Annotated in this window: 22 protein-coding genes; 10 read left to right on the top strand and 12 right to left on the bottom strand. The window is 65.0% G+C overall.

Going from position 1 to position 20,371, the window contains the following annotated elements; all coding sequences use genetic code 11:
* Positions 1-29: 29 nt before the first annotated feature.
* Both BMI01S_RS04445 and BMI01S_RS04440 read right to left on the bottom strand, forming a co-directional pair.
* Positions 30-842, bottom strand: a complete 813-nt coding sequence (locus BMI01S_RS04445; protein WP_028209738.1) for a transporter substrate-binding domain-containing protein — start codon at positions 840-842, stop codon at positions 30-32.
* A gap of 194 nt (positions 843-1,036) precedes the next feature.
* Positions 1,037-1,267 (bottom strand): DUF6356 family protein, encoded by a 231-nt coding sequence (locus BMI01S_RS04440; RefSeq protein ID WP_028230703.1) that lies wholly within the window; start codon positions 1,265-1,267, stop codon positions 1,037-1,039.
* A 489-nt stretch (positions 1,268-1,756) separates the two neighbouring features.
* On the opposite strand from BMI01S_RS04440, the gene trhP reads away from it, so the two are divergent.
* A complete protein-coding gene (gene trhP, locus BMI01S_RS04435; RefSeq protein ID WP_028209736.1) occupies positions 1,757-3,061 on the top strand; it encodes a prephenate-dependent tRNA uridine(34) hydroxylase TrhP in 1,305 nt (434 codons plus the stop codon).
* A 138-nt stretch (positions 3,062-3,199) separates the two neighbouring features.
* On the opposite strand, the gene BMI01S_RS04430 is transcribed toward trhP, so the two are convergent.
* The 9 genes from BMI01S_RS04430 to phnG form a co-directional block, all read right to left on the bottom strand.
* On the bottom strand, positions 3,200-4,315 hold the full coding sequence (locus BMI01S_RS04430; protein WP_028209735.1) for a succinylglutamate desuccinylase/aspartoacylase family protein: 1,116 nt from the start codon (positions 4,313-4,315) through the stop codon (positions 3,200-3,202).
* Positions 4,316-4,543: 228 nt separating this feature from the next.
* Positions 4,544-5,311: an ABC transporter substrate-binding protein gene (locus tag BMI01S_RS04425; protein WP_028209734.1), complete on the bottom strand. Its 768-nt coding sequence runs from the start codon at positions 5,309-5,311 to the stop codon at positions 4,544-4,546.
* A 464-nt stretch (positions 5,312-5,775) separates the two neighbouring features.
* Positions 5,776-6,909, bottom strand: coding sequence for an alpha-D-ribose 1-methylphosphonate 5-triphosphate diphosphatase (locus BMI01S_RS04420; RefSeq protein WP_028230702.1), 1,134 nt, complete (start codon positions 6,907-6,909; stop codon positions 5,776-5,778).
* A 46-nt stretch (positions 6,910-6,955) separates the two neighbouring features.
* Positions 6,956-7,750 (bottom strand): phosphonate C-P lyase system protein PhnL, encoded by a 795-nt coding sequence (phnL, locus tag BMI01S_RS04415; RefSeq protein WP_028230701.1) that lies wholly within the window; start codon positions 7,748-7,750, stop codon positions 6,956-6,958.
* Positions 7,751-7,760: 10 nt separating this feature from the next.
* On the bottom strand, positions 7,761-8,531 hold the full coding sequence (gene phnK / locus BMI01S_RS04410) for a phosphonate C-P lyase system protein PhnK (RefSeq protein ID WP_028209731.1): 771 nt from the start codon (positions 8,529-8,531) through the stop codon (positions 7,761-7,763).
* Entirely contained in the window at positions 8,528-9,457 is a 930-nt protein-coding gene (locus tag BMI01S_RS04405) for an alpha-D-ribose 1-methylphosphonate 5-phosphate C-P-lyase PhnJ (protein ID WP_028230700.1), read from the bottom strand. The genes phnK and BMI01S_RS04405 overlap by 4 nt, the downstream gene beginning before the upstream one ends.
* A complete protein-coding gene (locus BMI01S_RS04400; protein WP_028230699.1) occupies positions 9,454-10,572 on the bottom strand; it encodes a carbon-phosphorus lyase complex subunit PhnI in 1,119 nt (372 codons plus the stop codon). The genes BMI01S_RS04405 and BMI01S_RS04400 overlap by 4 nt, the downstream gene beginning before the upstream one ends.
* The gene (gene phnH, locus BMI01S_RS04395) at positions 10,572-11,204 is read right to left on the bottom strand and encodes a phosphonate C-P lyase system protein PhnH (protein ID WP_028230698.1); all 633 of its coding nucleotides are present in this window, start codon (positions 11,202-11,204) and stop codon (positions 10,572-10,574) included. Before phnH ends, BMI01S_RS04400 begins: the two co-directional genes overlap by 1 nt.
* Positions 11,201-11,707 carry a phosphonate C-P lyase system protein PhnG gene (gene phnG, locus BMI01S_RS04390; RefSeq protein WP_028230697.1) on the bottom strand — a complete coding sequence of 169 codons (507 nt, stop codon included), beginning with the start codon at positions 11,705-11,707 and terminating at the stop codon, positions 11,201-11,203. The genes phnH and phnG overlap by 4 nt, the downstream gene beginning before the upstream one ends.
* 208 nt (positions 11,708-11,915) lie before the next feature.
* On the opposite strand from phnG, the gene phnF reads away from it, so the two are divergent.
* The 4 genes from phnF (at position 11,916) to BMI01S_RS04370 (ending at position 14,976) form a co-directional block, all read left to right on the top strand.
* Entirely contained in the window at positions 11,916-12,671 is a 756-nt protein-coding gene (gene phnF, locus BMI01S_RS04385; protein WP_028209726.1) for a phosphonate metabolism transcriptional regulator PhnF, read from the top strand.
* A complete protein-coding gene (locus BMI01S_RS04380; RefSeq protein WP_028209725.1) occupies positions 12,668-13,393 on the top strand; it encodes a DUF1045 domain-containing protein in 726 nt (241 codons plus the stop codon). Before phnF ends, BMI01S_RS04380 begins: the two co-directional genes overlap by 4 nt.
* Complete coding sequence (gene phnN / locus BMI01S_RS04375) at positions 13,390-13,941, top strand: phosphonate metabolism protein/1,5-bisphosphokinase (PRPP-forming) PhnN (protein WP_028230696.1); 552 nt, start codon at positions 13,390-13,392, stop codon at positions 13,939-13,941. Before BMI01S_RS04380 ends, phnN begins: the two co-directional genes overlap by 4 nt.
* 114 nt (positions 13,942-14,055) lie before the next feature.
* Positions 14,056-14,976: a LysR family transcriptional regulator gene (locus BMI01S_RS04370; protein WP_028209723.1), complete on the top strand. Its 921-nt coding sequence runs from the start codon at positions 14,056-14,058 to the stop codon at positions 14,974-14,976.
* A gap of 48 nt (positions 14,977-15,024) precedes the next feature.
* Here BMI01S_RS04370 and BMI01S_RS04365 read toward each other — a convergent pair whose 3' ends face one another.
* Complete coding sequence (locus BMI01S_RS04365; protein ID WP_036044736.1) at positions 15,025-15,849, bottom strand: IclR family transcriptional regulator; 825 nt, start codon at positions 15,847-15,849, stop codon at positions 15,025-15,027.
* On the opposite strand from BMI01S_RS04365, the gene BMI01S_RS40650 reads away from it, so the two are divergent.
* The 5 genes from BMI01S_RS40650 (at position 15,848) to cyoD (ending at position 20,318) form a co-directional block, all read left to right on the top strand.
* Entirely contained in the window at positions 15,848-16,117 is a 270-nt protein-coding gene (locus BMI01S_RS40650; protein WP_154671208.1) for a hypothetical protein, read from the top strand. The two genes, BMI01S_RS04365 and BMI01S_RS40650, sit on opposite strands and share 2 nt — an antisense overlap.
* Positions 16,118-16,474: 357 nt before the next feature.
* Positions 16,475-17,371 (top strand): ubiquinol oxidase subunit II, encoded by an 897-nt coding sequence (gene cyoA, locus BMI01S_RS04360; protein ID WP_042288435.1) that lies wholly within the window; start codon positions 16,475-16,477, stop codon positions 17,369-17,371.
* A 5-nt stretch (positions 17,372-17,376) separates the two neighbouring features.
* Positions 17,377-19,386: a cytochrome o ubiquinol oxidase subunit I gene (gene cyoB, locus BMI01S_RS04355; protein WP_028230693.1), complete on the top strand. Its 2,010-nt coding sequence runs from the start codon at positions 17,377-17,379 to the stop codon at positions 19,384-19,386.
* A complete protein-coding gene (gene cyoC, locus BMI01S_RS04350) occupies positions 19,386-19,997 on the top strand; it encodes a cytochrome o ubiquinol oxidase subunit III (RefSeq protein WP_036017683.1) in 612 nt (203 codons plus the stop codon). The genes cyoB and cyoC overlap by 1 nt, the downstream gene beginning before the upstream one ends.
* Positions 19,998-20,318 (top strand): cytochrome o ubiquinol oxidase subunit IV, encoded by a 321-nt coding sequence (cyoD, locus tag BMI01S_RS04345; RefSeq protein ID WP_028209718.1) that lies wholly within the window; start codon positions 19,998-20,000, stop codon positions 20,316-20,318.
* The last annotated feature ends 53 nt before the right edge of the window (positions 20,319-20,371 follow it).

The raw sequence follows: 20,371 nt of genomic DNA, 5'->3' as shown, positions 1-20,371 counted from the left end.
GTGATGCAGCAAATGAGGAGGTGGAGCGATTACTGCGAGACGGGTTGCGTGACGTCAGTGCCGAACCAGTGCATGGAGATCTTCTTCAACGTGCCGTCCTGCTTCATCGAGGTCAGGGCATCGTTGATCGCCTTTTCGAACCCCGGATTCCCCTTGCGGAACGGAATGCCCATTTCCTGCTCGCCACCCTTCAGGACCGAGCCCGGCCGAAGCGGCAGATTCGATGTCTTGATGATGTACGGCAGCATCAGGCGATCGTCGAGCGTGGCGTCGATACGGCCCGCCCCGAGATCGCGCAGTTTCTCCGGCGCACCCGGATAGGTTTGCACATTGATGCCGGAGACGGCGCGAGCCATCTGGTCGTAGTTCGTACCGAGCGTCACGCCGATCTTCTTGTCGCCGGAGAACTCATTGAGCGAGCTGAACTTGCGCTTGTCGTCTGCTCGCTGAATCAGTTGCGCCGCCGAGAACGTATAGGGCTGGCTGAAATCGAGCGCCTGTTTGCGTTGCGGGGTGATCGTGACCTGGTTGACGATCACGTCGAATTTGCCGGCCTGCAAACCGGCCAGAATACCGCTCCACTCGGTAGGGATGAATTCTGTTTTGACGCCCAGCTTGGCGGCGAGCGCCTTGGCGACATCCACATCGAAGCCCTCAAGCTCCCCGGACGCATTCCGGTAGTCGAACGGGGGATAGGTGCCCTCGAGGCCGACCCGCAGCACGCCGTTCGATTTCACCGTTTCGAGCAAATCCTGGGCGTGGGCGCTGGCGCCGATAAAACTGAGCGCAGTGGCAACGACGGCACCGCTCACAAGCCGGCTGATAGCATTCTTGAACTTCATTGTCTCCTCCTTGAATATTGGGTTACTACCTTACTGGGCATGCAGAAAGCGGAATGCTTTCTCCAGGTCCCCAATCAGATCTTCTTTCGCTTCAAGTCCGACATGCAGCCGGAACGCATAGCCCTCGAAAACGTGCGTGCGCGTGAACTATCGGTACGCGAAGGACCGGCGCGACCCGTGTGCACCGGATTCGCTCAGGTGCCTGCACGTTGTCTGTTTCTGCCGGCTACCATACGCTCGTGCAGTGTCGTCACCACATGGCTTCCTGTTCGCACGAACAGGAAAGGAAGCAGCGCATGCACGATCAGGGCAAGTGACGCGAAAAACATCGGCAGACTGAACGAGAACGACATCTTCATATGCTGGAGGTATGTCTCGTCGACAGAGCCAGGATGCTCGCGGAAAAGCCGGAGCAGAAAGTTCATGGATGAAACTCCGTTAGCCTGTTGTGCGGGAATTCCTGGCTACGCGACGCATTAGTTCTTGCATCCCATCCCGCCTCGGATGCTCGCTATCGTACGGAGGTGATGAGAGAATTTTTTTCCAAATGACCTACTGTTTTCCCCCTGGCGCCCGAAAAAATATTCTTCTTGAGGGTGTAGTGGTTGTAGTGGTCAAGCCTCTTTGGACACCAACAAAGGGGCTTGACCACTACACCCTGAGCGTCAGCAATGGCCGACAACTGCGCGTTGAGCATCGGGCGGGTTTCGAGTGGACCGGTAGTTCGAACGACCACCGCATGACTCAGGAAGCGGCAGAAAGTGGCCGATCGCCGACTTCACCCGCGGCACTGCCAGGCGGTTCTGATCCAGACTCCACGAGATACTGAAAACATCACGCCGACATGCGCTAACGCAAAGAACACCCAGAAAAGCACGGGTAGTCTTGCAGGTTTTTTCCCGCAAGCCTACGCCATGAAGCGCCCAACCCTCCTCAGCCCCGCCGGCTCGCTGCGCGCCTTGAACTACGCTCTCGCATACGGCGCCGATGCGGTGTACGCAGGGCTGCCGCGCTATAGCCTGCGTGCGCGCAACAACGAGTTCCGCAACACGGGCTTCCTCGGCAAAGGTATCGAAGCCTGCCGGGCCGCCGGCAAGCGCTTCTACCTGACCGTCAATCTGATGGCGCACAACCGCAAGGTCGACACCTTCATCAGGGACTTGAGCGATGCAGTGGCCCTTGGACCGGATGCACTGATCATGGCCGACCCGGGACTAATCATGATGGTCCGCGAGACGTGGCCCGACATGCCGGTCCACCTTTCCGTGCAGGCCAACACGGTCAACTACGCCAGCGTTCGTTTCTGGAATTCGATCGGCGTATCGCGGGTGATCCTGTCGCGCGAACTCTCGCTCGACGAGATCGCCGAGATCCGTCAACGCTGCCCTGACACCGAAATCGAAGTCTTCGTGCACGGCGCGTTGTGCATGGCGTATTCCGGCCGCTGTCTGCTCTCCGGCTATTTCAATCACCGCGACTCGAATCAGGGCACCTGCACCAACGCCTGCCGCTGGAGCTATCGCATGACCGAATCGGCGCTCACGCCTGAAGGCGAACACGTGCCGCGCCATACGGCAGCGGATAACGTGTATCTGCTGGAAGAAGAAGGGCGCCGCCACGGAGAATGGATGGAGGTGTCCGAAGACGAACACGGCACGTACATCATGAATTCGCGCGATCTGCGCGCGATCGAGCACGTGCAGCGACTGATCGATATCGGCGTCGATTGCCTGAAAATCGAAGGTCGCACCAAGTCACATTACTACGTCGCGCGTACCGCGCAGATCTATGCGCGCGCCATCGACGACGCGATCGCCGGCCGCCCGTTCGACGCGGGGCTCATCGGTCGCCTCGACGGCCTCGCCAATCGTGGCTACACCGACGGCTTCCTGCAGCGGCATCGCTCCGAGGATTATCAGAACTACGCCAGCGGAGCATCGGGCAACGCGCGTCAACAGTTCGTCGGCGAATGGCTGGCTTATGACGCAGCGAGCGGGCTTACGACGCTCGAAGTGAAGAATCGCTTTGCCGTTGGCGACGCACTGGAGATCGTTACTCCGGGCGGCTCGCGCGACGTAACCCTGACTCGCATGGAAAACATGGAAGGACGAACTTGTGATGTCGCGCCCGGCAGCGGCCACACGGTCCGGATCGACATTGGAGTAACCGGGCCGATGACGCTCGTGGCCCGATACGTCGGGGACGATCGTATAGAGTGAGACGAGTCAGTCAACACCGCTCCGTAGCCATGACGCGGAAAAGTGCGGGGGAGATGACACTTTTCCTCCACCCGGAGTGCAAGGAGAACCCGTAAAAATGGCTCGCGCAGCTGGCGCGAGCCATTTTCCGGTTAAGCGTTACAGCGAGAGCAGAGAGCCGCTGCGGATGGGCTTTTCGCCGGCAATGCGCGCGACTTCCATGCCGGCCGTGGCGAAGCGCGTGCTTTGGCGTGCGTACATCACGCCGCTCACGCCGGCGTGCAGGGTCGTCACGGTGTCGGCGAGCGGATCGACGATATCGGCGATCGCCGCACCGCGTTCCACCCACGTGCCGCAATCCACGCGAAATACGAGCACGCCACTGGCCGGCGCAACGATCGGTTCGGTGCCCGCGAGCGGCGTGGCCGCGTAGGCGAGCGGCGGCAGCGGCGCGGCCGTGCCTTCGATCACGCCGCGTCCGGTCAGATAGTCGACGATGGCCTGAGCGTCGTGCTCGGCGGACTCGTGGGAGACGTCGCGCTGGCCGCGCAATTCGACCGTCACCGAAATCGAACTGTGCGCAATGGGGTAGCGGTTGCCGAAGTGTTCGCGCAGTTCCGACCAGCAGAAGCTGTGGATCTCGTCGAACGGATTGCCAATCGAGTTGAGCGCGAGCAGCGAGGCCTTGGCGTCGAGATAGCGCGCGAGCGGCTCGACTTCGGGCCACAGCTCCGGGTTCGTGTAGATGTGCATGGCGGCTTCCCAGTCGCAATGCAGATCCAGCACGATGTCGGCGTCATACGAAAGGCGCTGCAGCGCGAGCCGCATCGAATCGAGCTCCGTTCTGGGCTGCTGTGCAGCCAGGGCTTCGCCCATGGCCGCGCGAATGGCCGTGCGGTTCGCGGCTTCGTCAGGCCCGAGGCGTGCCTCGATATTCGGCAGCACCAGCGCGGTGAGTTCGTGGAAGTTGCGGTTGAAGTTCTGTGCCGTATTCGATTCGAAGCGGCCGATCATATGCCCGAGCCAGTGCTGGTTGAGGCCGACCGGGTTGGGCACCGGCACGATCACGACCTCGCCGCGAAGGCGGCCCGCGGCTTCCAGCTCCGCGAGCTTGCGGCGCAGCACCCACGAGACGAGCATGCCCGGCAGTTCATCGGCGTGCAGGGACGACTGGATATAGACCTTGGGGCCGCCCGACGGGCCGTAGTGGAAGCTCGTGATTTGCCGCTCGGTGCCGAGCGCGGGCGCGATCAACGGATGGTTGCGGGTTTGCATGATGGATACGCGTGGCGCGGCGGCCCGCGATAGGCATTGGAGTTGAAGGTCGCCCCGAAAGGCGCGGTAGCTCGATATTAGCGGATTCGCCGCAGTGCCGGAACCCTCGTGCCCGGCGTGCTTGCCGCATCGCCGAAAAATATGGAATGCGAAATAAAAATCCGGAAAAGAAAAAGCCCGGACGCAAGTCCGGGCTTCGTGCGCTGCTATGGGGCGCCGGTGCGGCGCTTAGCTGCCGTACACGTCGAAGTCGAAGTACTTCGATTCGAGCTTCTTGTACGTGCCGTCCTTGATCATGTCGGCGATGGCCTTGTCGATCTTCGTCTTGAGGTCCGTGTCTTCCTTGCGCAGGCCAATGGCGGCTGCGCCCGTCGGGATTTCCTTGCCCGCGAACTGGAAGCCGGCGCCGCGCGGGGTCTTCAGGAAGCCCAGATCGGCTTGCACTTCGTCCTGCAGCGCGGCGTCGAGACGGCCCGAGATCAGGTCGGCATAGACCTGGTCCTGGTTCTGGTAGGGAACGACGTTCACGCCCTTCGGCGCCCAGTTTTCCTTCGCGTAGGTTTCCTGGATGGTGCCTTGCTCGACGCCAACCGACTTGCCCTTGAGCGAGTCAGCCGTCGGCGCGAGGCTCGAGCCCTTCTTGGCGACGAGGCGCGTCGGCGTGTTGAACAGCTTCGCCGAGAAGGCGATCTGCTCTGCGCGCTGCGGGGTGATCGTCATCGACGAGAGCACGCCGTCGAACTTCTTGGCCTTCAGGCCGGGGATCATGCCGTCGAAGTCCTGCTCGACCCACACGCACTTGGCGTTCAGGCGCTTGCAGATTTCGTTGCCGAGGTCGATGTCGAAGCCGACCAGCTTGCCATCAGGTGCTTTGGATTCGAACGGTGCGTAGCTGGCGTCGACGCCGAAACGCACGGTGGTCCAGTCCTTCGCATGGGCGGCGCCGGCCGAGACGGCGAGCAGGGCAACCGTGAGGGCGGCAAGCAGTTTCTTCACTATGGGTACTCCTCGAGATGGTTCAGGGCGCGTCGCGTGCGGTCGTGCCGCCAGGGCGCATTTTCCGGCGCGGCTTGCGCCGGATTATTGTTGGACCTGCCAGCCTGCGGCCAGCGAAGCGCGGCAAGCTTACCAGGTCGGAAATTGCTGCGTCGCTAGTGTAATACCGGATGGCGTCAAGCGGAGCAATAAGCGCACGCCCGTGCTCTTGTACGATCTGAGGCGAAGCCTTGTTGCGCAAGGCCAATGGGGCATAGAGGGCGCGCCCGGGTCATGGCGCGTGCGACCGCGTGGGCGATGCGCTGCCGCAACAGTCCGATGAATGCGAGGCCGCGCGGATGGAGATTGAGATCGAACGACGGCGCGCCGTTGGTTTTCGGCCCGTGACAGGCCAGCCGGCGACGCGATTTTGTGCGCCGCAACAAAAGCAGCAGGCGCAGCCCCGGGGCAGCGCCTGCTGAGCGTCACACGACGCGCACGCCCGCGCGCCAGGTCGCGCGCGGCACGGGGAGCGAGTCGAGCATCGTCACGCGGACGAAGTCGGCGCGCAGGCCAGGCTCGATCGCGCCGCGGTCATGGAGGCCCGACTTGCTGGCGGGCTCCCAGGAGACCGTGGCGAGCGCGCGCGGCAGCGTCCAGTCGGCCTGGGTCACGAGATCGAACGCGGCGGTCAGGAGACTCGAGGGCACGTAGTCGGACGAAAGGATGTCGAGTAGCCCCGCCTGCGCCAGCTCCAGCGCGGAGACGTTGCCCGAATGCGAGCCGCCGCGCACGACGTTCGGCGCGCCCATGATCGTCGCGATGCCGCGCTTTTTCGCTTCCTCGGCGGCCGCACGCGTGGTCGGAAATTCGGCGAGCACGATGCCTTCGGCGGCGGCCTGCTCGACGTGCTCCACGAGCGTGTCGTCATGGCTCGCGAGTGGAATGCCGCGCGTGCGGCAGCGCTGCACGATTTCGAGTCGGTGTGCGTCCGCGTAGCGTTCCTGTTCGGTGGCCATTTCGGCGAGCATGGTGTTGGTCTGCTCGTCTGTCCACTTGCCGTGGCGCTCCTGGAATTTGCGCCATTGCTCGCGGTCGTGCCACTGCCGCTGGCCCGGCGTGTGGTCCATCACCGAGGCGAGGCGCAGCAGCGGGTGCTCGCTGAGCGTATCGAACAGCTCGATCACGTCTTCAGTGGCGATCTCGCAGCGCAGATGCAGGAAGTGCTCGGCGCGCAGCAGGTTGCGCTCGGAAAAGCGCGTGAGCGCGGCGGCGCTCGCGAGCTGCACGTCGCGGCCGCGCACGCCCACGGCGAGGCGCGTGCCGATGGCGAGCGCGTCGAACACCGTGGTGATGCCGGCCGCCGCGATCTGCGCGTCGTGGATGACGAACGCGGCGTCGGTGTTCCAATGCACGCCGGGGCGGGGCGCAAGGTGCTTTTCGAGGTTGTCGGTATGCAGCTCGACGAGACCGGGCAGCAGGAAGTCGCCTTCCCAGTCTTCGGCTTCGGACGCGGCGGTCGAGCCGCGCGAGATGTCGCGGATCTTGCCGTCTTCCACGCTTAGCGTGCCGGTGAAAACGTCGTCTCGCGTCACGATGCGAGCGTTCTTGATCAACATCGTCAGGCTCCGTATCAGATTTCGATGTTCAGTCTGCAATCAGGGTTCACGCAGCGGCCGTGAGCGGCGTTTGCGCGCGCGGCGCGGTCAGTTCGAGCACGCGTGTGGCGACACGCACGCGCGTGTCCTCGTCGTGGAACACGCCGACGATCGCCGCGCCGCGCTCGCGCGCCTCGCCAATCAGGCTCGCGACGACTTCCCGGTTCTCCGCATCGAGCGAAGCCGTGGGTTCGTCGAGCAGCAGCACGCGGTGCTGCGCGATCAAGCCCCGCGCGATGTTCACCCGCTGCTGCTCGCCGCCCGAAAACGTGGCGGGTGCGAGCGGCCACAAGCGGCGCGGCACGTTCAGGCGCGCGAGCAGCGTTTGCGCCCGTTCGCGCGCCTCGTCTTCTTCCACGCCACGCGAGACGAGCGGCGCGGCCACGATATCGAGCGCGCTCACGCGCGGAATCACGCGCAAGAACTGGCTCACGTAGCCCACCACGTTGCGGCGCAGACGCAGGATGTCGTGGGGCGCGGCGCCCGTGACCTCCAGATGCTCGAGCGGCGCGCCTTCGTCGCGGATCGCGATCGAGCCGCCGCTCGCGAGATAGTTGCCGTACAGGCAGCGCAAGAACGTGCTCTTGCCCGCGCCCGAGGGCCCGACCAGCACGATGCATTCGCCGCGCGCCACGTCGAGCGAGAGGCCCGCGAGCGCTTCGATGCCGATGCCGCCCTGGCCGTGCAGCGTGAAGGTCTTGCGCACGTCCTCGGCGCGCAGCATGAGCGCGGGGCGCTCGATGAACGCGCGCGTGCCGCGCTGCGCGCCCGGCGTGAGCGCCGATGATGGAGTGAATGTCATGTCGATCATCCTAGACCGGCAGCACGGAGGCCACCAGCGTCTGCGTATAGGGATGTTGCGGGTCGTCCAGCACCTGGTCGGTCAGGCCCGATTCGACCACCGTGCCGCCTTGCATCACCATCAAGCGATGCGCGAGCAGACGCGCCACGCCGATGTCGTGCGTGACGATCAGCACCGAGAGATGCAGCGTGGTCGTGAGCGTGCGCAGCAGGTCGAGCAGGCGCGCCTGCACGGAGACGTCGAGGCCCGCGGTGGGCTCATCCATGAACACGAGCCGCGGGCCCGTCACGAGATTGCGCGCGATCTGCAGGCGCTGCTGCATGCCGCCCGAAAACGCCGAAGGCAGTTCGTCGATGCGCATGGCGTCCAGCTCCACGCGCTGCATCCATTGCTGCGCGGTGTTGCGAATCTGCCCGTAATGGCGCGCGCCCACGGCCATGAGCGGCTCGCCGATGTTGGCGCCGGCGGAGACGCCCGCACGCAGCCCGTCGCGCGGATTCTGCTGCACGAAGCCCCATTCGGTGCGCGCCAGCAGGCGCCGGCGCGGTTCCGAAAGCGTGCGCAGGTCGAGCGTTTCGCCGTTCGCGCCCGTGTAGTGCAGCGCGCCCGAATCGGCTTCGGTGCGCAGCGCGAGCGTGTTGAGCAGCGTGGTCTTGCCCGAGCCCGACTCGCCGACGATGCACAGCACCTCGCCGGGATACAGATCGAAGTTCACGTCGCGGCAGCCATTGCGGCCGCCGTACTGCTTCGTGAGCGCGCGTGCGCTGAGCAGCGGCGTCATGCGGTTTCTCCCGATTTCGTCGTTGCGCGCGCATCGATATCTTCGCGGCGCTCGTGGCAGTAGTCGCTGTCCGAGCAGACGAACATGCGCTTGCCCGAGTCGTCGACGATCATCTCGTCGAGGAAGCTCTCGCGCGAGCCGCACAGCGCGCACGCGTGCTCCCAGCGCTGCACCTCGAACGGATGGTCGTCGAAGTCCAGGCTTTTGACGGGCGTGTAGGGCGGAATCGCGTAGACGCGGCGTTCGCGCCCCGCGCCGAACAGCTGCAGCGCGGCGTTCATGTTGAGCTTGGGGTTGTCGAACTTCGGGATCGGCGAGGGCGAAGTGAGATAGCGGCCGTTCACCGTCACCGGGTAATCGTAGGTCGTGGCGATGCTGCCGTGCTGCACGATGTCCTCATAAAGCTTCACGCTGATGAGGCCGTAATCGGCGAGCGCATGGAGCTTCCTGCATTCGGCCACGCGCGGCTCGAGCCGGAACAGCGGCTCGGGCATCGGCACCTGGTAGACGAGAATCTGCCTGTGAGTGAGCGGCGTTTCGGGAATGCGGTGGCGCGTCTGGATGATCGACGCCTCGCTCGTGCGGCGCGTGGTGGCGACGCCCGTCGTGCGCGCGAAGAAGCGGCGGATGTTCACGGCGTTCGTGGTGTCGTCCGAGCCCTGGTCGATCACCTTGAGCGTGTCCTTCGCGCCGATGATGGCCGCCGTCACCTGAATGCCGCCCGTGCCCCAGCCATAGGGGAGCGGCATTTCGCGCGAGGCGAACGGCACCTGATAGCCCGGCACGGCAACGGCCTTGAGAAGCGCGCGGCGCAGCATGCGCTTGGTCTGTTCGTCGAGGTAGGCGAAGTTGTAGCCGGAAACGGCCTGCGTTTCGTGCGAGGCGACTTCGGCTGCGGTGATCTGCAAGGCATCGGGCGCGTTCATGCGGCCTCCCTGTTCGGCGCGCCGGCATCGGTGTTTTCTTCGTGCTGCGCGCGCAGCCGCCGCACGAGTTCCAGCTCGGCCTGGAAGTCCACGTAGTGCGGCAGCTTCAGATGTTGAACGAAGCCCGAGGCCTCCACGTTGTCGCTATGCGAGAGCATGAATTCGATGTCCTGGGTGGGCGAGGCGATCGTCTCGCCCAGTTCCTCGGCGCGCAGCGCGCGGTCCACCAGCGCCATCGCCATTGCCTTGCGCTCCGCGTGGCCGAACGCGAGGCCATAGCCTTGCGTGAATTTCGGCGGCACGTCTTTCGCGCCCGCGAACTGGTTGATCATCTGGCACTCGGTCAACTCGATCTCGCCGATCTCGACGGCTTCATCCAGTTCGTCCAGCACCATTTCTACGGATACCGAACCAAAGCGGATCTCGCCCGCGAACGGGTGCGAATGCGCGTAGCCGCGCTGCGTGGCATAGCCCATTGCGAGCAGGAAGCCTTCGTCGCCGCGCGCGAGATTCTGCAGGCGCACCGTGCGATCGGCGGGGAACGCCAGCGGCTCGCGCGAGAGGTCGCCGGGTTCGCGCGGCGCGGGCGAGCGCGTTTCCTGCTCGATCAGGCCTTCCTTGTCGAGCAGCGAGAGCACGCGCGGCATCGGCTCATCGGGCGGCGCTGCGCGCGGCGCGGGCTCGGCGCGGTTCGCGCCATCGTCGCCTTCGGCGAGCAGCGCGAAGTCGAGCAGGCGCTGCGTGTAGTCGTAAGTGGCGCCGAGCACCTGGCCGCCGGGCACGTCCTTGAAGGTCGCGGAAATGCGGCGCTCCACCACCATGTTTTCCGTTTCGACGGGCTGTGTATAGCCGAAGCGCGGCAGCGTGGTGCGATACGCGCGCAGCAGAAAGATCGCTTCGACGAGATCGCCTGCGGCCTGCTTGATCGCGAGCGCGGCGAGTTCCTCGTCGTAGACCGAGCCTTCGGCCATCACGCGCGCTACGGCGAGGCGCAACTGTTCGCGGATCTGCGCGACGGTGAGCTCGGGCACGCGCGTATCGCCGCGGCGAGCCTCGTCGAGCAGACGCCACGACGCTTCGATCGCGCGTTCCCCTCCTTTGACGGCGACGTACATCAGTGCATCTCCACGAGCGTGGTGCGCGGCAGGCCGAGAAGGCGATCGCCGCACACGAGATAGAAGTCGATGCCGCACGGAAAGTGCGGCGCGAGCGCGGCGCGTTCGTGCCAGAAGCGCTCGGGCAGGCCGACGGGCGCGATGGCGCGGGTCGTTTCGATGCCGGGGCCGCGCAGCGCGAGCGGGGCGCCGCCGCTGAGCGCTTCCACGCGCACGAACACGGTGGCGGATTGCTCGGGCGACTCGGGCGTGCCGCTCGCGAAGGCGTCGAGCGGCGGCAGCGTGGCGGCGTCGTGCACGTAGGCGAACGCGGCTTCGCGCGGCGCCTCGGCAAGCGGCGCGCCTGCGTGAAAGCGCAACGCGGCCGCGAGCGCGGCGTCGGGCTGCGCGAGCCAGACAGGCGTGGCGTAGTCGGCGAGCGTGAGCAGCCCCGCAAACGCGGCGAGGCCGGCACGTGCGGCAGCGACTTCGGCCGCCGGCAGACGCATTTCGATCACGCCGATCGTGCCCGGCCGCGCCAGGACGTCGAGCAGCGTGCGGAACACGGCTTGACTGTCATGGACCGGATCGCCGAAGCCGGGCGCGAGCGCCGCGAGCAAATCAGGCGTCATGGCATTGCGTGCGTCGCTCATGCGTCACCTCGAACCATCGTGAAGAACTCGACCCGCGTGCTGGCTGCATCGGCGCGGCGCGCATCGCGCCGTGCGGCGAGACGCGCCGCGAGCGGCTCGATCAACTGCGCGTGCAACCGGGCATGGTGCGCGGGAACTTGCAGCAGCGCGTCGGCGAGCGCGGCCAGTTCGGCGCGGCGCTTGTCGCGGCCCAGATGGCACGCCACGCCGACAGGGCAGGGCTCGCCTGCGCCCGTGGCCTGGGTGTCCGAGGCGCGCAGGCGCAGGGTGGCGCGGGTGACGGTGGCTTCGCCAAGGTTGAAGGCGTCGCCGGTGCCGCCGACGCGCCCGCGCACCATGGCAAGACCCGTTTGCGGCGGGCGCAACCAGTCGAAGGCGGGTGCGGGCGCGCCGCCGAGCGCCTTGCCCAGTGCCGCTTCGAGCTCGGCGCGCGGCGTGCGCGCGAGAACCGCCATCCAGGCGCGCCGGGCGGCGGCAGAGGATGAGTGAGAGGAGGCGTTCATCGGAATTCCTGTGTCGTGAACGAAGGAAGGACTGACATGGCAACCGGGCTTGCGAACAGCATCCATTGAAGCATCTATTCGTCTAAACGTCTAGACGTCTATTCGTACAGTTGGGCGCGCCGATGGAATGGAGGTTTTCACATTTCCATCACGCCATGCGCACTACAATGCACAAAACGCCATTGAAACCGAGAGGAATGACAGCACCATGACATCGAACGACGACGCGCCGTCCAGCCTGCTTGAGCGCGGTGCGGGCGTAGCGGTGTGGCGGCAGATCGAGCAGATCCTCGCGGCCGAGATCGCCGCGAAGGGCTTCGGCGAAGACGGCCGCCTGCCGAGCGAGGGTGAACTCGCGCGCCGCTTCGACGTGAACCGCCACACGGTGCGGCGTGCGATGCTGGGACTCGCGGCGCTCGGCCTCGTGAGCGTCGAACAGGGGCGCGGCACCTTCGTGCAGCCAGGCGCGATCGACTACACCATCGGCAAGCGCACGCGCTTCACCGAGAACCTGAAGCGCCATCAACATTCGGCGGCGGGCAAGCTGCTTGCGTCGTCGCGCGTGAAGGCGGACCCCACGGTCGCGAAGGCGCTGGGCCTGCGCGCGGGCGCGCTCGTCTACCGGCTCGAAACGCTGCACGAGTCGGACGGCGTGCCGCTCACCTACGCGCGCAGCTGGTATCCGGCCGCGCGCTTCGCCGATCTGCCCGTCGTCATGGAGCGCGTGGACAGCACCTCGAAGGCGCTCGCCGAATATGGCGTGACGGACTATCTGCGCAAGTGGAGCCGCATCGGCAGCGTGCTGCCCGAGGCCGAGGTGGCGCGACGCCTGAACATCAACCGTCAGCAGCCCGTGCTGTGGGTGGAAAACGTCGATGTCGATCTCGACGGCACGCCGATCAAGTACGGCATCACGCACTTCGCGGCCGATCGCGTGCAGCTGATGGTGGAGCACGACCTATGAGCGTGCCGCGGGCAGACTGGAGCGAAGCCGCGCGCTTCGCGCTCTACTATGCGCCGCCGCGCGAATCGGCATGGTGGCAGGCGGGCTGCGCGTGGCTCGGCCGCGATCCGGAAACGGGCGACGAGCTTGCGCCGCCTTTGATCGACGGACTCTCGCAACCGCTGGAAACGCTCACGGTCGCGCCACGCCGCTATGGATGGCATGGCACGCTCGTGCCGCCGTTCCGTCTCGCGCCCGGCGTGGCGCCCGAAACGCTCGTGGCAGCCGCGCAGCAGTGGGCGCAGCGGCAGGCGCGCCTGGCGGTCCATGTCGAGGCGGCGACGATCGGCCGTTTCGTGGCGCTGTGCCCGGCCGACGAAGCCGGCGAAACGGCGCTGCGCGAACTCGCCGCCGATGCACTGCGCGCGCTCGACTCGCTGCGCACCCCGCAAACGGGCGCCGAACTCGCGAAGCGCCTCGATGCGCCGCTCACGGCGCGCCAGCGGGCCTACGTCGAGCAATGGGGGTATCCGTACGTGTTCGAAGAATTTCGCTTTCACATGACACTTTCCGATTCGCTGAACGATGCGCCAGCGCGCGCGCAACTCGTCGAGGCCTGGAATACGCGGATGCGCGACGCCGGGCCGCTGCCGGTGGAAGGCGCGGCGCTCTTCGTCGAGCCGGAGCCGGGCGCGCCGTTCGCACTGTGGCGCCGCCTGCCGTTCGCAGGGGGGCATGCATGAAAGGCGGTCTGATCTACGTGATGGGGCCTTCGGGCGCGGGTAAGGACACGCTGCTGCGTTATGCGCGCGGGCGCCTCGCCGGCGAGAGCGTCGTGTTCGCGCATCGATACATCACGCGCGAAGACAGTGGCGGCGAGAACCACATCGCGCTCACCGAGCCCGAATTCGAGGCGCGCTCGCAGCGCGGTCTCTTCGCGCTGCAATGGCGCAGTCACGCGCTGCGCTATGGCGTGGGCGTGGAGATCGACCAGTGGATGGCGCTCGGCTGCACCGTGGTGGTGAACGGCTCGCGGGAATATGCGCGCGAGGCGTTCGGGCGCTACGCCCGCATGACGCTTGTGCATATCGAAGCCGCGCAACACGTGCTGGCCGCGCGCCTCGCATCGCGGGCGCGCGAGACACCGGAGCAGGTCGCGGCGCGCCTCGCGCGGCGCGCCGTGTTCGAGGTGCCGCCGGGTGCCGCGTTCTCGCGCATCGACAACTCGGGGCATCTGGAAGCGGCGGGCGAGGCGTTCGTCGAGATCGTGAGGCGGGTCGCGGCCGGATAGTGCGGGCGCGGTCCTTAACCGCTGCTTAAGGGCTCGCATCGGCTGGGGGATTTTTGGTCGGGCGGGGTCGCCGTGAGAAGATGCAAGCGACCCGAGAACTCAAAGAGAACGCCCTTGGACCGCTTCCAGGAGATGCAGATTTTCACGCGCATCGTCGACCGCCGCAGCTTCACGCAGGCGGCCGAGGATTTGAACCTGCCGCGCGCGACGGTCACCAACTCGATCAAGCGCCTCGAAGCGCGGCTCGGCGTGCGCCTGCTCGAACGCACCACGCGCCAGGTGAAGCCCACGCTCGACGGCGAAGCCTACTACCAGCGTTGCACGCGCCTGCTCGCCGACCTCGAGGAAACCGAGGAGGCGTTTCGCGATACCGATCCGCAGGGCCGTCTGCGCGTGAACATGCAGGGCACGCTCACGCAGTATTTCGTGATGCCTCGCCTGCCCGAATTCCTCGCGCGCTATCCGCGCATCGAACTCTTCATCGGCTCGGGCGATCATTTCGTCGACCTCGTGGGCGAAGGTGTGGACTGCGTGCTGCGTGCGGGCGAACTGGCCGATTCCTCGATGATCGCTCGCCGCGTGGCGCTGCTGGAGCAGGTGACCTGCGCGAGCCCGGCGTATCTCGAACGGCACGGCGACCCGGAGTCGATCGAGGCGCTCGATGGTGCGCATGCGGGTGGCGCGGGACGCCTCGCCCATTGCGCAGTCAACTATGTTTCGCCTGCCACGGGCCGTGCGTTGCCGCTCGAATTCACGACACTCGATGGCGTTGTCGACGTGACGCTGCCGGGCCCGGTGGCCGTGAACAGTGCGGAGATCTACACGGCCGGCGCGCTGGCGGGGCTGGGCATCGTGCAGGTGCCGCGCTACCGCGTGCGCGAGCAGCTCGCCACGGGCGAGCTGTGCGTCGTGCTGCCTTCGCATCCTCCGCCACCATTGCCGGTTTCGCTGCTTTACCCACAGAACCGCCAGTTGTCGCTGCGCGTGCGCGCTTTCGCAGACTGGCTCGTGCAGGTGTTCGCCGCTGCCGCGTGAGCCTGCCGGGCGGCGCGCTCAGTTCCTTCTCAGGTGCTCGCCTTGCCCTCAGGTACGCCGGGCGACCATGTCGGAGACGCGCGTCGCGGCTTGCTGAAGCGGTTCGAGAAAGGTCTTCACCATCTGCTTCGCCGACGTGCGCTGCGCATTGCCGCTGATGTTCATCGCGGCGATCACGCGGCCCTGCCGGTTGCGGATGGGCGCCGAGATCGAGATGAGGCCGCCTTCCAGTTCCTGGTCGACGATGGCCCAGCCTTGCTGGCGCACCTGAGCGATGATCTTCTTGAGCTCGCCGATGTCGGTGACCGTGCGCGCGGTATGCGCATAGAGCGGCGAGGAGCCGAGCGTTTCGTCGAGCGCGGCTTCGTCCAGCGAGGCGAGCAGCACGCGCCCCATCGACGTGCAATACGCGGGCAGGCGGCTGCCGATCGAAAGGTTGATCGTCATGATCTTGTGCGTGGGCACGCGCAGCACATAAACGATCTCGGTGCGGTCGAGCACGGCTGCCGAGCAGCTTTCGTGCACTTCCTGCGACAGTTCCTCCATCACCGGCTCGGCGAGATTCCAGAACGGCATCGACGTGAGATAGGCGAAGCCGAGATCGAGAATGCGCGGGGTGAGGCGAAAGAGCCGTCCGTCGGCCTCGACGTAGCCAAGCGTCTGCAGCGTGAGCAGGATGCGGCGCGCGCCCGCGCGCGTGAGGCCCGTGGCGGCGGCGACGTCCGTGAGGGTCTGCTCGGGATGCTCGGCGTTGAACGCGCGGATCACCGAAAGCCCGCGCGCGAATGACTGCACGTAGGAGTCGCCCGGCTTTTCGGGAATCTCCTGCTTTTCGGCGGAACGGTCTGGCGAGGCACTGGAAGCAGAATTCATGGATTGGCGGTTCGATCTTGCGGCGGCGCTTGGAAGAGACTATCAAGATAGCGCATGCGATCGGTTTTCGCCAACAGTGGACAGGGGAGGGGCGGTGCCGAGCTTCGGCGACGAGCGCGCACGAAAAGCCGCTCGAGCGCCGCGTCGGGATATGCGGCATATGCGCGCAGCAGAGGAATTAGCAGCCGGTTATTTGATTGCAGTCAATTATTTCCCGTTAAAAAAGATTAATTGGCCAATGCCAGGAATTTCGGTAAAAGCGAGATAAAAAACCGCTGTTGGGATTCGAATGAATCTGGACACTTTGTGACGTTTTTCGAAGCAGACTGCGCTCGCCCTTCGCTCGCTTTCATCGCCTGCCCGCTCGCCGTCCGCCGAACGGGAGTCCGGCCCGTGGCGGCTGTTCAGGATGCCGAAAGCCGATAGAAAGATAATTGCGGCCTTCCGTCGCGCTTGCCTGGGCGAGCTTTAACCGGCTCGCCACTCCTTAATAAAGATCAAATTTCGCGCATTGTCCTTTCCGTAGAATCGCGCTGAATACGATACGGGAGCATTTTGCGTGGCGAGTTTGCGATGCAAATGTGTTGGGTGTTAGGCGTTTTGGTGGACAACGGAACAGGCAAACATGAAAGACAGAAGAGTCTTTAAAAGGTGGTTAATCCCCCTCGGCAGCGGGCTGCTCGTTTCTCTTGCAGGGTGCAGCGGCAATTTTGCCCTGCTGGACCCGAAGGGCAGCGTGGGCGTGGCCGAAAGATCGCTCATCGCCACGGCCACATGGGCCATGCTGCTGGTCGTGGTGCCCGTCATCATCCTGACGCTCCTGTTCGCGTGGCGTTACCGGGCCTCCAACCGCAACGCGACCTACGCGCCGAAGTGGGCCCATTCCACGGCGATCGAAGTGGTGGTGTGGGCCATTCCCTCCGCCATCATCCTTTTCCTTGCGGTCCTCACCTGGCGCACCTGTCACGAGCTCGACCCGTACAAGCCGCTGGAGTCGAGCGTGAAGCCCATCAACGTCGAGGTCGTCGCGCTCGACTGGAAGTGGCTGTTCGTCTACCCGGACCTTGGCATTGCCTCGGTGAACCAGCTGGCCGTGCCGGTCGGCACGCCGGTCAACTTCCGCATCACGTCGGACTCGGTGATGAACTCGTTCTTCATCCCGCAGCTTGGCAGCCAGGTGTACGCCATGGCGGGCATGCAAACGCGCCTGCACCTGATCGCCGACGAAGCCGGCGATTTCGACGGCCTCTCGTCGAACTACAGCGGCAAGGGCTTCTCCGATATGAAGTTCCGCACGCTCGCCATGAGCCAGCAGGATTTCGACTCGTGGGTGCAGAAGGTGAAGGCGTCGTCGATCCAGCTGTCGATGGACAAGTACGCAACGGTCGCGCAGCCGCAGGAGAAGGCGCCCGTGCAGTACTTCTCGACGGTCGACCCGAAGCTCTTCAACAACATCATCGCGAAGTACAACAACGGCCACGTCACGAACTTCAGTGACCCGTCGTGCGTGACCAAGGGGTAAGCAGCATGTTCGGAAAACTCACATTAGAGGCGATCCCGTTCGATCAGCCCATCATCATGGGCGCGGCGGCGTTCATGGCGCTGATCGTTCTCGGCGTGCTCGGTCTCGTCACCGTGACCGGCAAGTGGAAGTACATCTGGACCGAGTGGCTCACGAGCGTGGACCACAAGCGTATCGGCGTGATGTACATGATCGTGGCGGTGCTCATGCTCGTGCGCGGCTTCGCCGACGCGGTCATGATGCGTATCCAGCAGGCCATGGCGTTCGGTTCGCCCGGCTATCTGCCGCCGCATCACTTCGACCAGATCTTCACGGCGCACGGCGTCATCATGATCTTCTTCATGGCGATGGCGCTCATGGTCGGTTTCTTCAACCTCGTCGTGCCCCTGCAGATCGGCGCGCGCGACGTGGCGTTCCCGTTCCTGAACTCGCTCTCGTTCTGGATGACGGCGATCAGCGCGATCCTCATCAACGTGTCGCTCGTGGTCGGCGAGTTCGCGAAGGTGGGCTGGCTCGCGTATCCGCCGCTTTCCGAACTGCAGTTCAGTCCGGACGTGGGGGTCGACTATTACATCTGGGCGGTCCAGCTTTCCGGCGTCGGTACCTTGATCACGGGCGTGAACTTCTTCGTCACGATCATCAAGATGCGCGCGCCGGGCATGACGCTCATGAAGATGCCGGTGTTCACGTGGACGGCGCTGTGCTCGAACGTGCTGATCATGGCAACGTTCCCGATCCTCACCATCGCGGTGGCGCTGCTCGGCCTCGACCGCTATGTCGGCACGCACTTCTTCACGAACGAGCTGGGCGGCAACGCCATGCTGTACCTGAACCTGATCTGGGCGTGGGGCCACCCCGAGGTGTACATCCTCGTGCTGCCGGCGTTCGGCATCTATTCGGAAGTGATGGCCACGTTCTGCAAGAAGCCGCTGTTCGGCTACAAGACGATGGTCTACGCCTCGTGCGCGATCATGGTGCTGGCGTTCCTCGTGTGGGCGCACCACTTCTTCACGATGGGCGCGGGCGCCGACGTCAACGCGTTCTTCGGCATCGCGACCATGATCATTGCGATCCCGACGGGCGTGAAGATCTTCAACTGGCTGTTCACGATGTATCGCGGCCGTGTTCACTTCACCGCGCCGGTGCTCTGGACGATCGGCTTCATGGTGACGTTCTCGATCGGCGGCATGACCGGCGTGATGATGGCGATCCCCGGCGCGGACTTCGTGCTGCACAACTCGCTCTTCCTCGTCGCCCACTTCCATAACGCCATCATCGGCGGCGTGGTGTTCGGCTACCTCGCGGGCCTGCAGTACTGGTTCCCGAAGGTGTTCGGCCTCAAGCCCAGCGAAAAGCTCGGGAAGGCGTCGTTCTGGTGCTGGCTCGTCGGCTTCTACGTGGCGTTCGTGCCCATCTACGTGCTCGGTTTCATGGGCGCAACGCGCCGGACGAACCACTACGACGTGGCCGAATGGCAGCCGTACTTCGTCGTCGCCGCGATCGGCGCAGCGATCATCGCGCTTGGCGTCGTGTTCCAGGTGCTGCTGTGGGTCATGGCCTTCGTGAACCGCAACAAGGCGGAATGCAAGGACGTGACAGGCGACCCGTGGGATGGCCGCACGCTCGAATGGGCAACCTCGTCGCCGCCGGCGGTCTACAACTTCGCCGTCATTCCGCACGTGGACGATATCGACGCCTTCGCGCACATGAAGGAAACGGGCCGCGGCCCGGGGCTCGCCACGAAGTACACCGACATCCATATGCCGTCCAACACGGCGGCGGGCTTGTTCGTCGGCCTGTTCAGCCTTGTGCTGGGTTTCGCGGCCGTGTGGCACATCACGTGGCTCGCGGTGCTCGGGTTGGTCGGCGCTGTCCTGACGGTCATCGTCAAGAGCTTTGGCAATAACGACGGTTACTACATTCCGGCCGCGAAGGTTCGCGAGATCGAAGAGCGGCGCTTCGGCACCGGCGTCGCCGCGAAGCAGCGCGACATTGTCGCTGAGGAGGCTTACTGATGTTGCAGAAAACCCATGCGGCAACCCTTGCCGAACTCGATCACCACGATCACCCGCAGTCGCACTCGGTATTCGGCTTCTGGATCTACCTGATGACCGACTGCGTGCTGTTCGCGGCGCTGTTCGCCACGTTCGGCGTCCTCAGCCACCAGTTCGCTGGCGGCCCCACGGGCAAGGACCTGTTCGACATTCCGGGCGTTGCCGTCGAAACGGCCGTGCTGCTGCTTTCCAGCATCACGTACGGCTTCGCGATGCTCGGCGCGCACCAGCGCAAGAACGGCGCCGTGCTCGGCTGGCTCGCCGTCACCTTCGTACTGGGTGCGTCGTTCCTCGTGCTCGAACTGCGCGAGTTCTCGCACCTGATCGCGGAAGGCGCCGGTCCGCAGCGCAGCGCGTTCCTCTCGTCGTTCTTCACGCTCGTCGCCACGCACGGCCTGCACGTGTTCTTCGGCCTCCTGTGGATGCTCGTGATGATGATCCAGGTGGTTCGCGCGCCGAAGCTCGGCGAGCAGGAAGTCCGCCGCCTGACGTGCCTGAGCCTCTTCTGGCACTTCCTCGACGTGGTGTGGATCTGCGTGTTTTCTTTTGTCTATCTGGGGAGCGTGCTCTAAATGGCTCATACTCATGCTCAGTCCCACGGCAGCTTCGGCAGCTATGTCGCGGGCTTCATCCTTGCGGTGCTGCTCACGGCGGGCGCATTCGGCGTTGCCCTGCATGGCTCGCTCGACGCCTCCACGGCCCTCATCGCGATCGCCGTGCTCGCCTTCGTGCAGGTGGTCGTGCACCTCGTGTTCTTCCTGCATCTGAACCTGAAGCCGGGGCAGGGCTGGAACGTGCTTTCGCTCGCGTACACGGTGCTGGCCGCCGCGTTCCTGATCTTCGGCACGATCTGGGTCATGCACAACGTCGGCATGCTCATGATGTCGCGTTGAGCGCATGCCTCACAGGCGGGCGCCATGCGCTCGCCTGAGCCTGCGAAGCCGCA

Origin of the sequence: Paraburkholderia mimosarum LMG 23256 = NBRC 106338 (genome assembly GCF_000739815.1) — a bacterium.
Classification (GTDB): Bacteria; Pseudomonadota; Gammaproteobacteria; order Burkholderiales; family Burkholderiaceae; genus Paraburkholderia; species Paraburkholderia mimosarum.
This window is presented reverse-complemented; position numbering and strand designations above follow the sequence as displayed.

Bases quoted from the DNA above. Each gene is read 5' to 3' on its own strand.
- BMI01S_RS04400 (WP_028230699.1), bottom strand. From the start codon at position 10,572: ATGTACGTCGCCGTCAAAGGAGGGGAACGCGCGATCGAAGCGTCGTGG.
- BMI01S_RS04420 (WP_028230702.1), bottom strand. From the start codon at position 6,909: ATGTTGATCAAGAACGCTCGCATCGTGACGCGAGACGACGTTTTCACC.
- cyoC (WP_036017683.1), top strand. From the start codon at position 19,386: ATGTTGCAGAAAACCCATGCGGCAACCCTTGCCGAACTCGATCACCAC.
- BMI01S_RS40650 (WP_154671208.1), top strand. From the start codon at position 15,848: ATGGATTGGCGGTTCGATCTTGCGGCGGCGCTTGGAAGAGACTATCAA.
- cyoA (WP_042288435.1), top strand. From the start codon at position 16,475: ATGAAAGACAGAAGAGTCTTTAAAAGGTGGTTAATCCCCCTCGGCAGC.
- phnH (WP_028230698.1), bottom strand. From the start codon at position 11,204: ATGAGCGACGCACGCAATGCCATGACGCCTGATTTGCTCGCGGCGCTC.
- BMI01S_RS04445 (WP_028209738.1), bottom strand. From the start codon at position 842: ATGAAGTTCAAGAATGCTATCAGCCGGCTTGTGAGCGGTGCCGTCGTT.
- BMI01S_RS04365 (WP_036044736.1), bottom strand. From the start codon at position 15,849: ATGAATTCTGCTTCCAGTGCCTCGCCAGACCGTTCCGCCGAAAAGCAG.
- cyoB (WP_028230693.1), top strand. From the start codon at position 17,377: ATGTTCGGAAAACTCACATTAGAGGCGATCCCGTTCGATCAGCCCATC.
- phnK (WP_028209731.1), bottom strand. From the start codon at position 8,531: ATGACGCCGCTGCTCAGCGCACGCGCGCTCACGAAGCAGTACGGCGGC.
- phnL (WP_028230701.1), bottom strand. From the start codon at position 7,750: ATGACATTCACTCCATCATCGGCGCTCACGCCGGGCGCGCAGCGCGGC.
- BMI01S_RS04380 (WP_028209725.1), top strand. From the start codon at position 12,668: ATGAGCGTGCCGCGGGCAGACTGGAGCGAAGCCGCGCGCTTCGCGCTC.
- phnG (WP_028230697.1), bottom strand. From the start codon at position 11,707: ATGAACGCCTCCTCTCACTCATCCTCTGCCGCCGCCCGGCGCGCCTGG.
- trhP (WP_028209736.1), top strand. From the start codon at position 1,757: ATGAAGCGCCCAACCCTCCTCAGCCCCGCCGGCTCGCTGCGCGCCTTG.
- cyoD (WP_028209718.1), top strand. From the start codon at position 19,998: ATGGCTCATACTCATGCTCAGTCCCACGGCAGCTTCGGCAGCTATGTC.
- phnN (WP_028230696.1), top strand. From the start codon at position 13,390: ATGAAAGGCGGTCTGATCTACGTGATGGGGCCTTCGGGCGCGGGTAAG.
- BMI01S_RS04430 (WP_028209735.1), bottom strand. From the start codon at position 4,315: ATGCAAACCCGCAACCATCCGTTGATCGCGCCCGCGCTCGGCACCGAG.
- BMI01S_RS04405 (WP_028230700.1), bottom strand. From the start codon at position 9,457: ATGAACGCGCCCGATGCCTTGCAGATCACCGCAGCCGAAGTCGCCTCG.
- BMI01S_RS04440 (WP_028230703.1), bottom strand. From the start codon at position 1,267: ATGAACTTTCTGCTCCGGCTTTTCCGCGAGCATCCTGGCTCTGTCGAC.
- phnF (WP_028209726.1), top strand. From the start codon at position 11,916: ATGACATCGAACGACGACGCGCCGTCCAGCCTGCTTGAGCGCGGTGCG.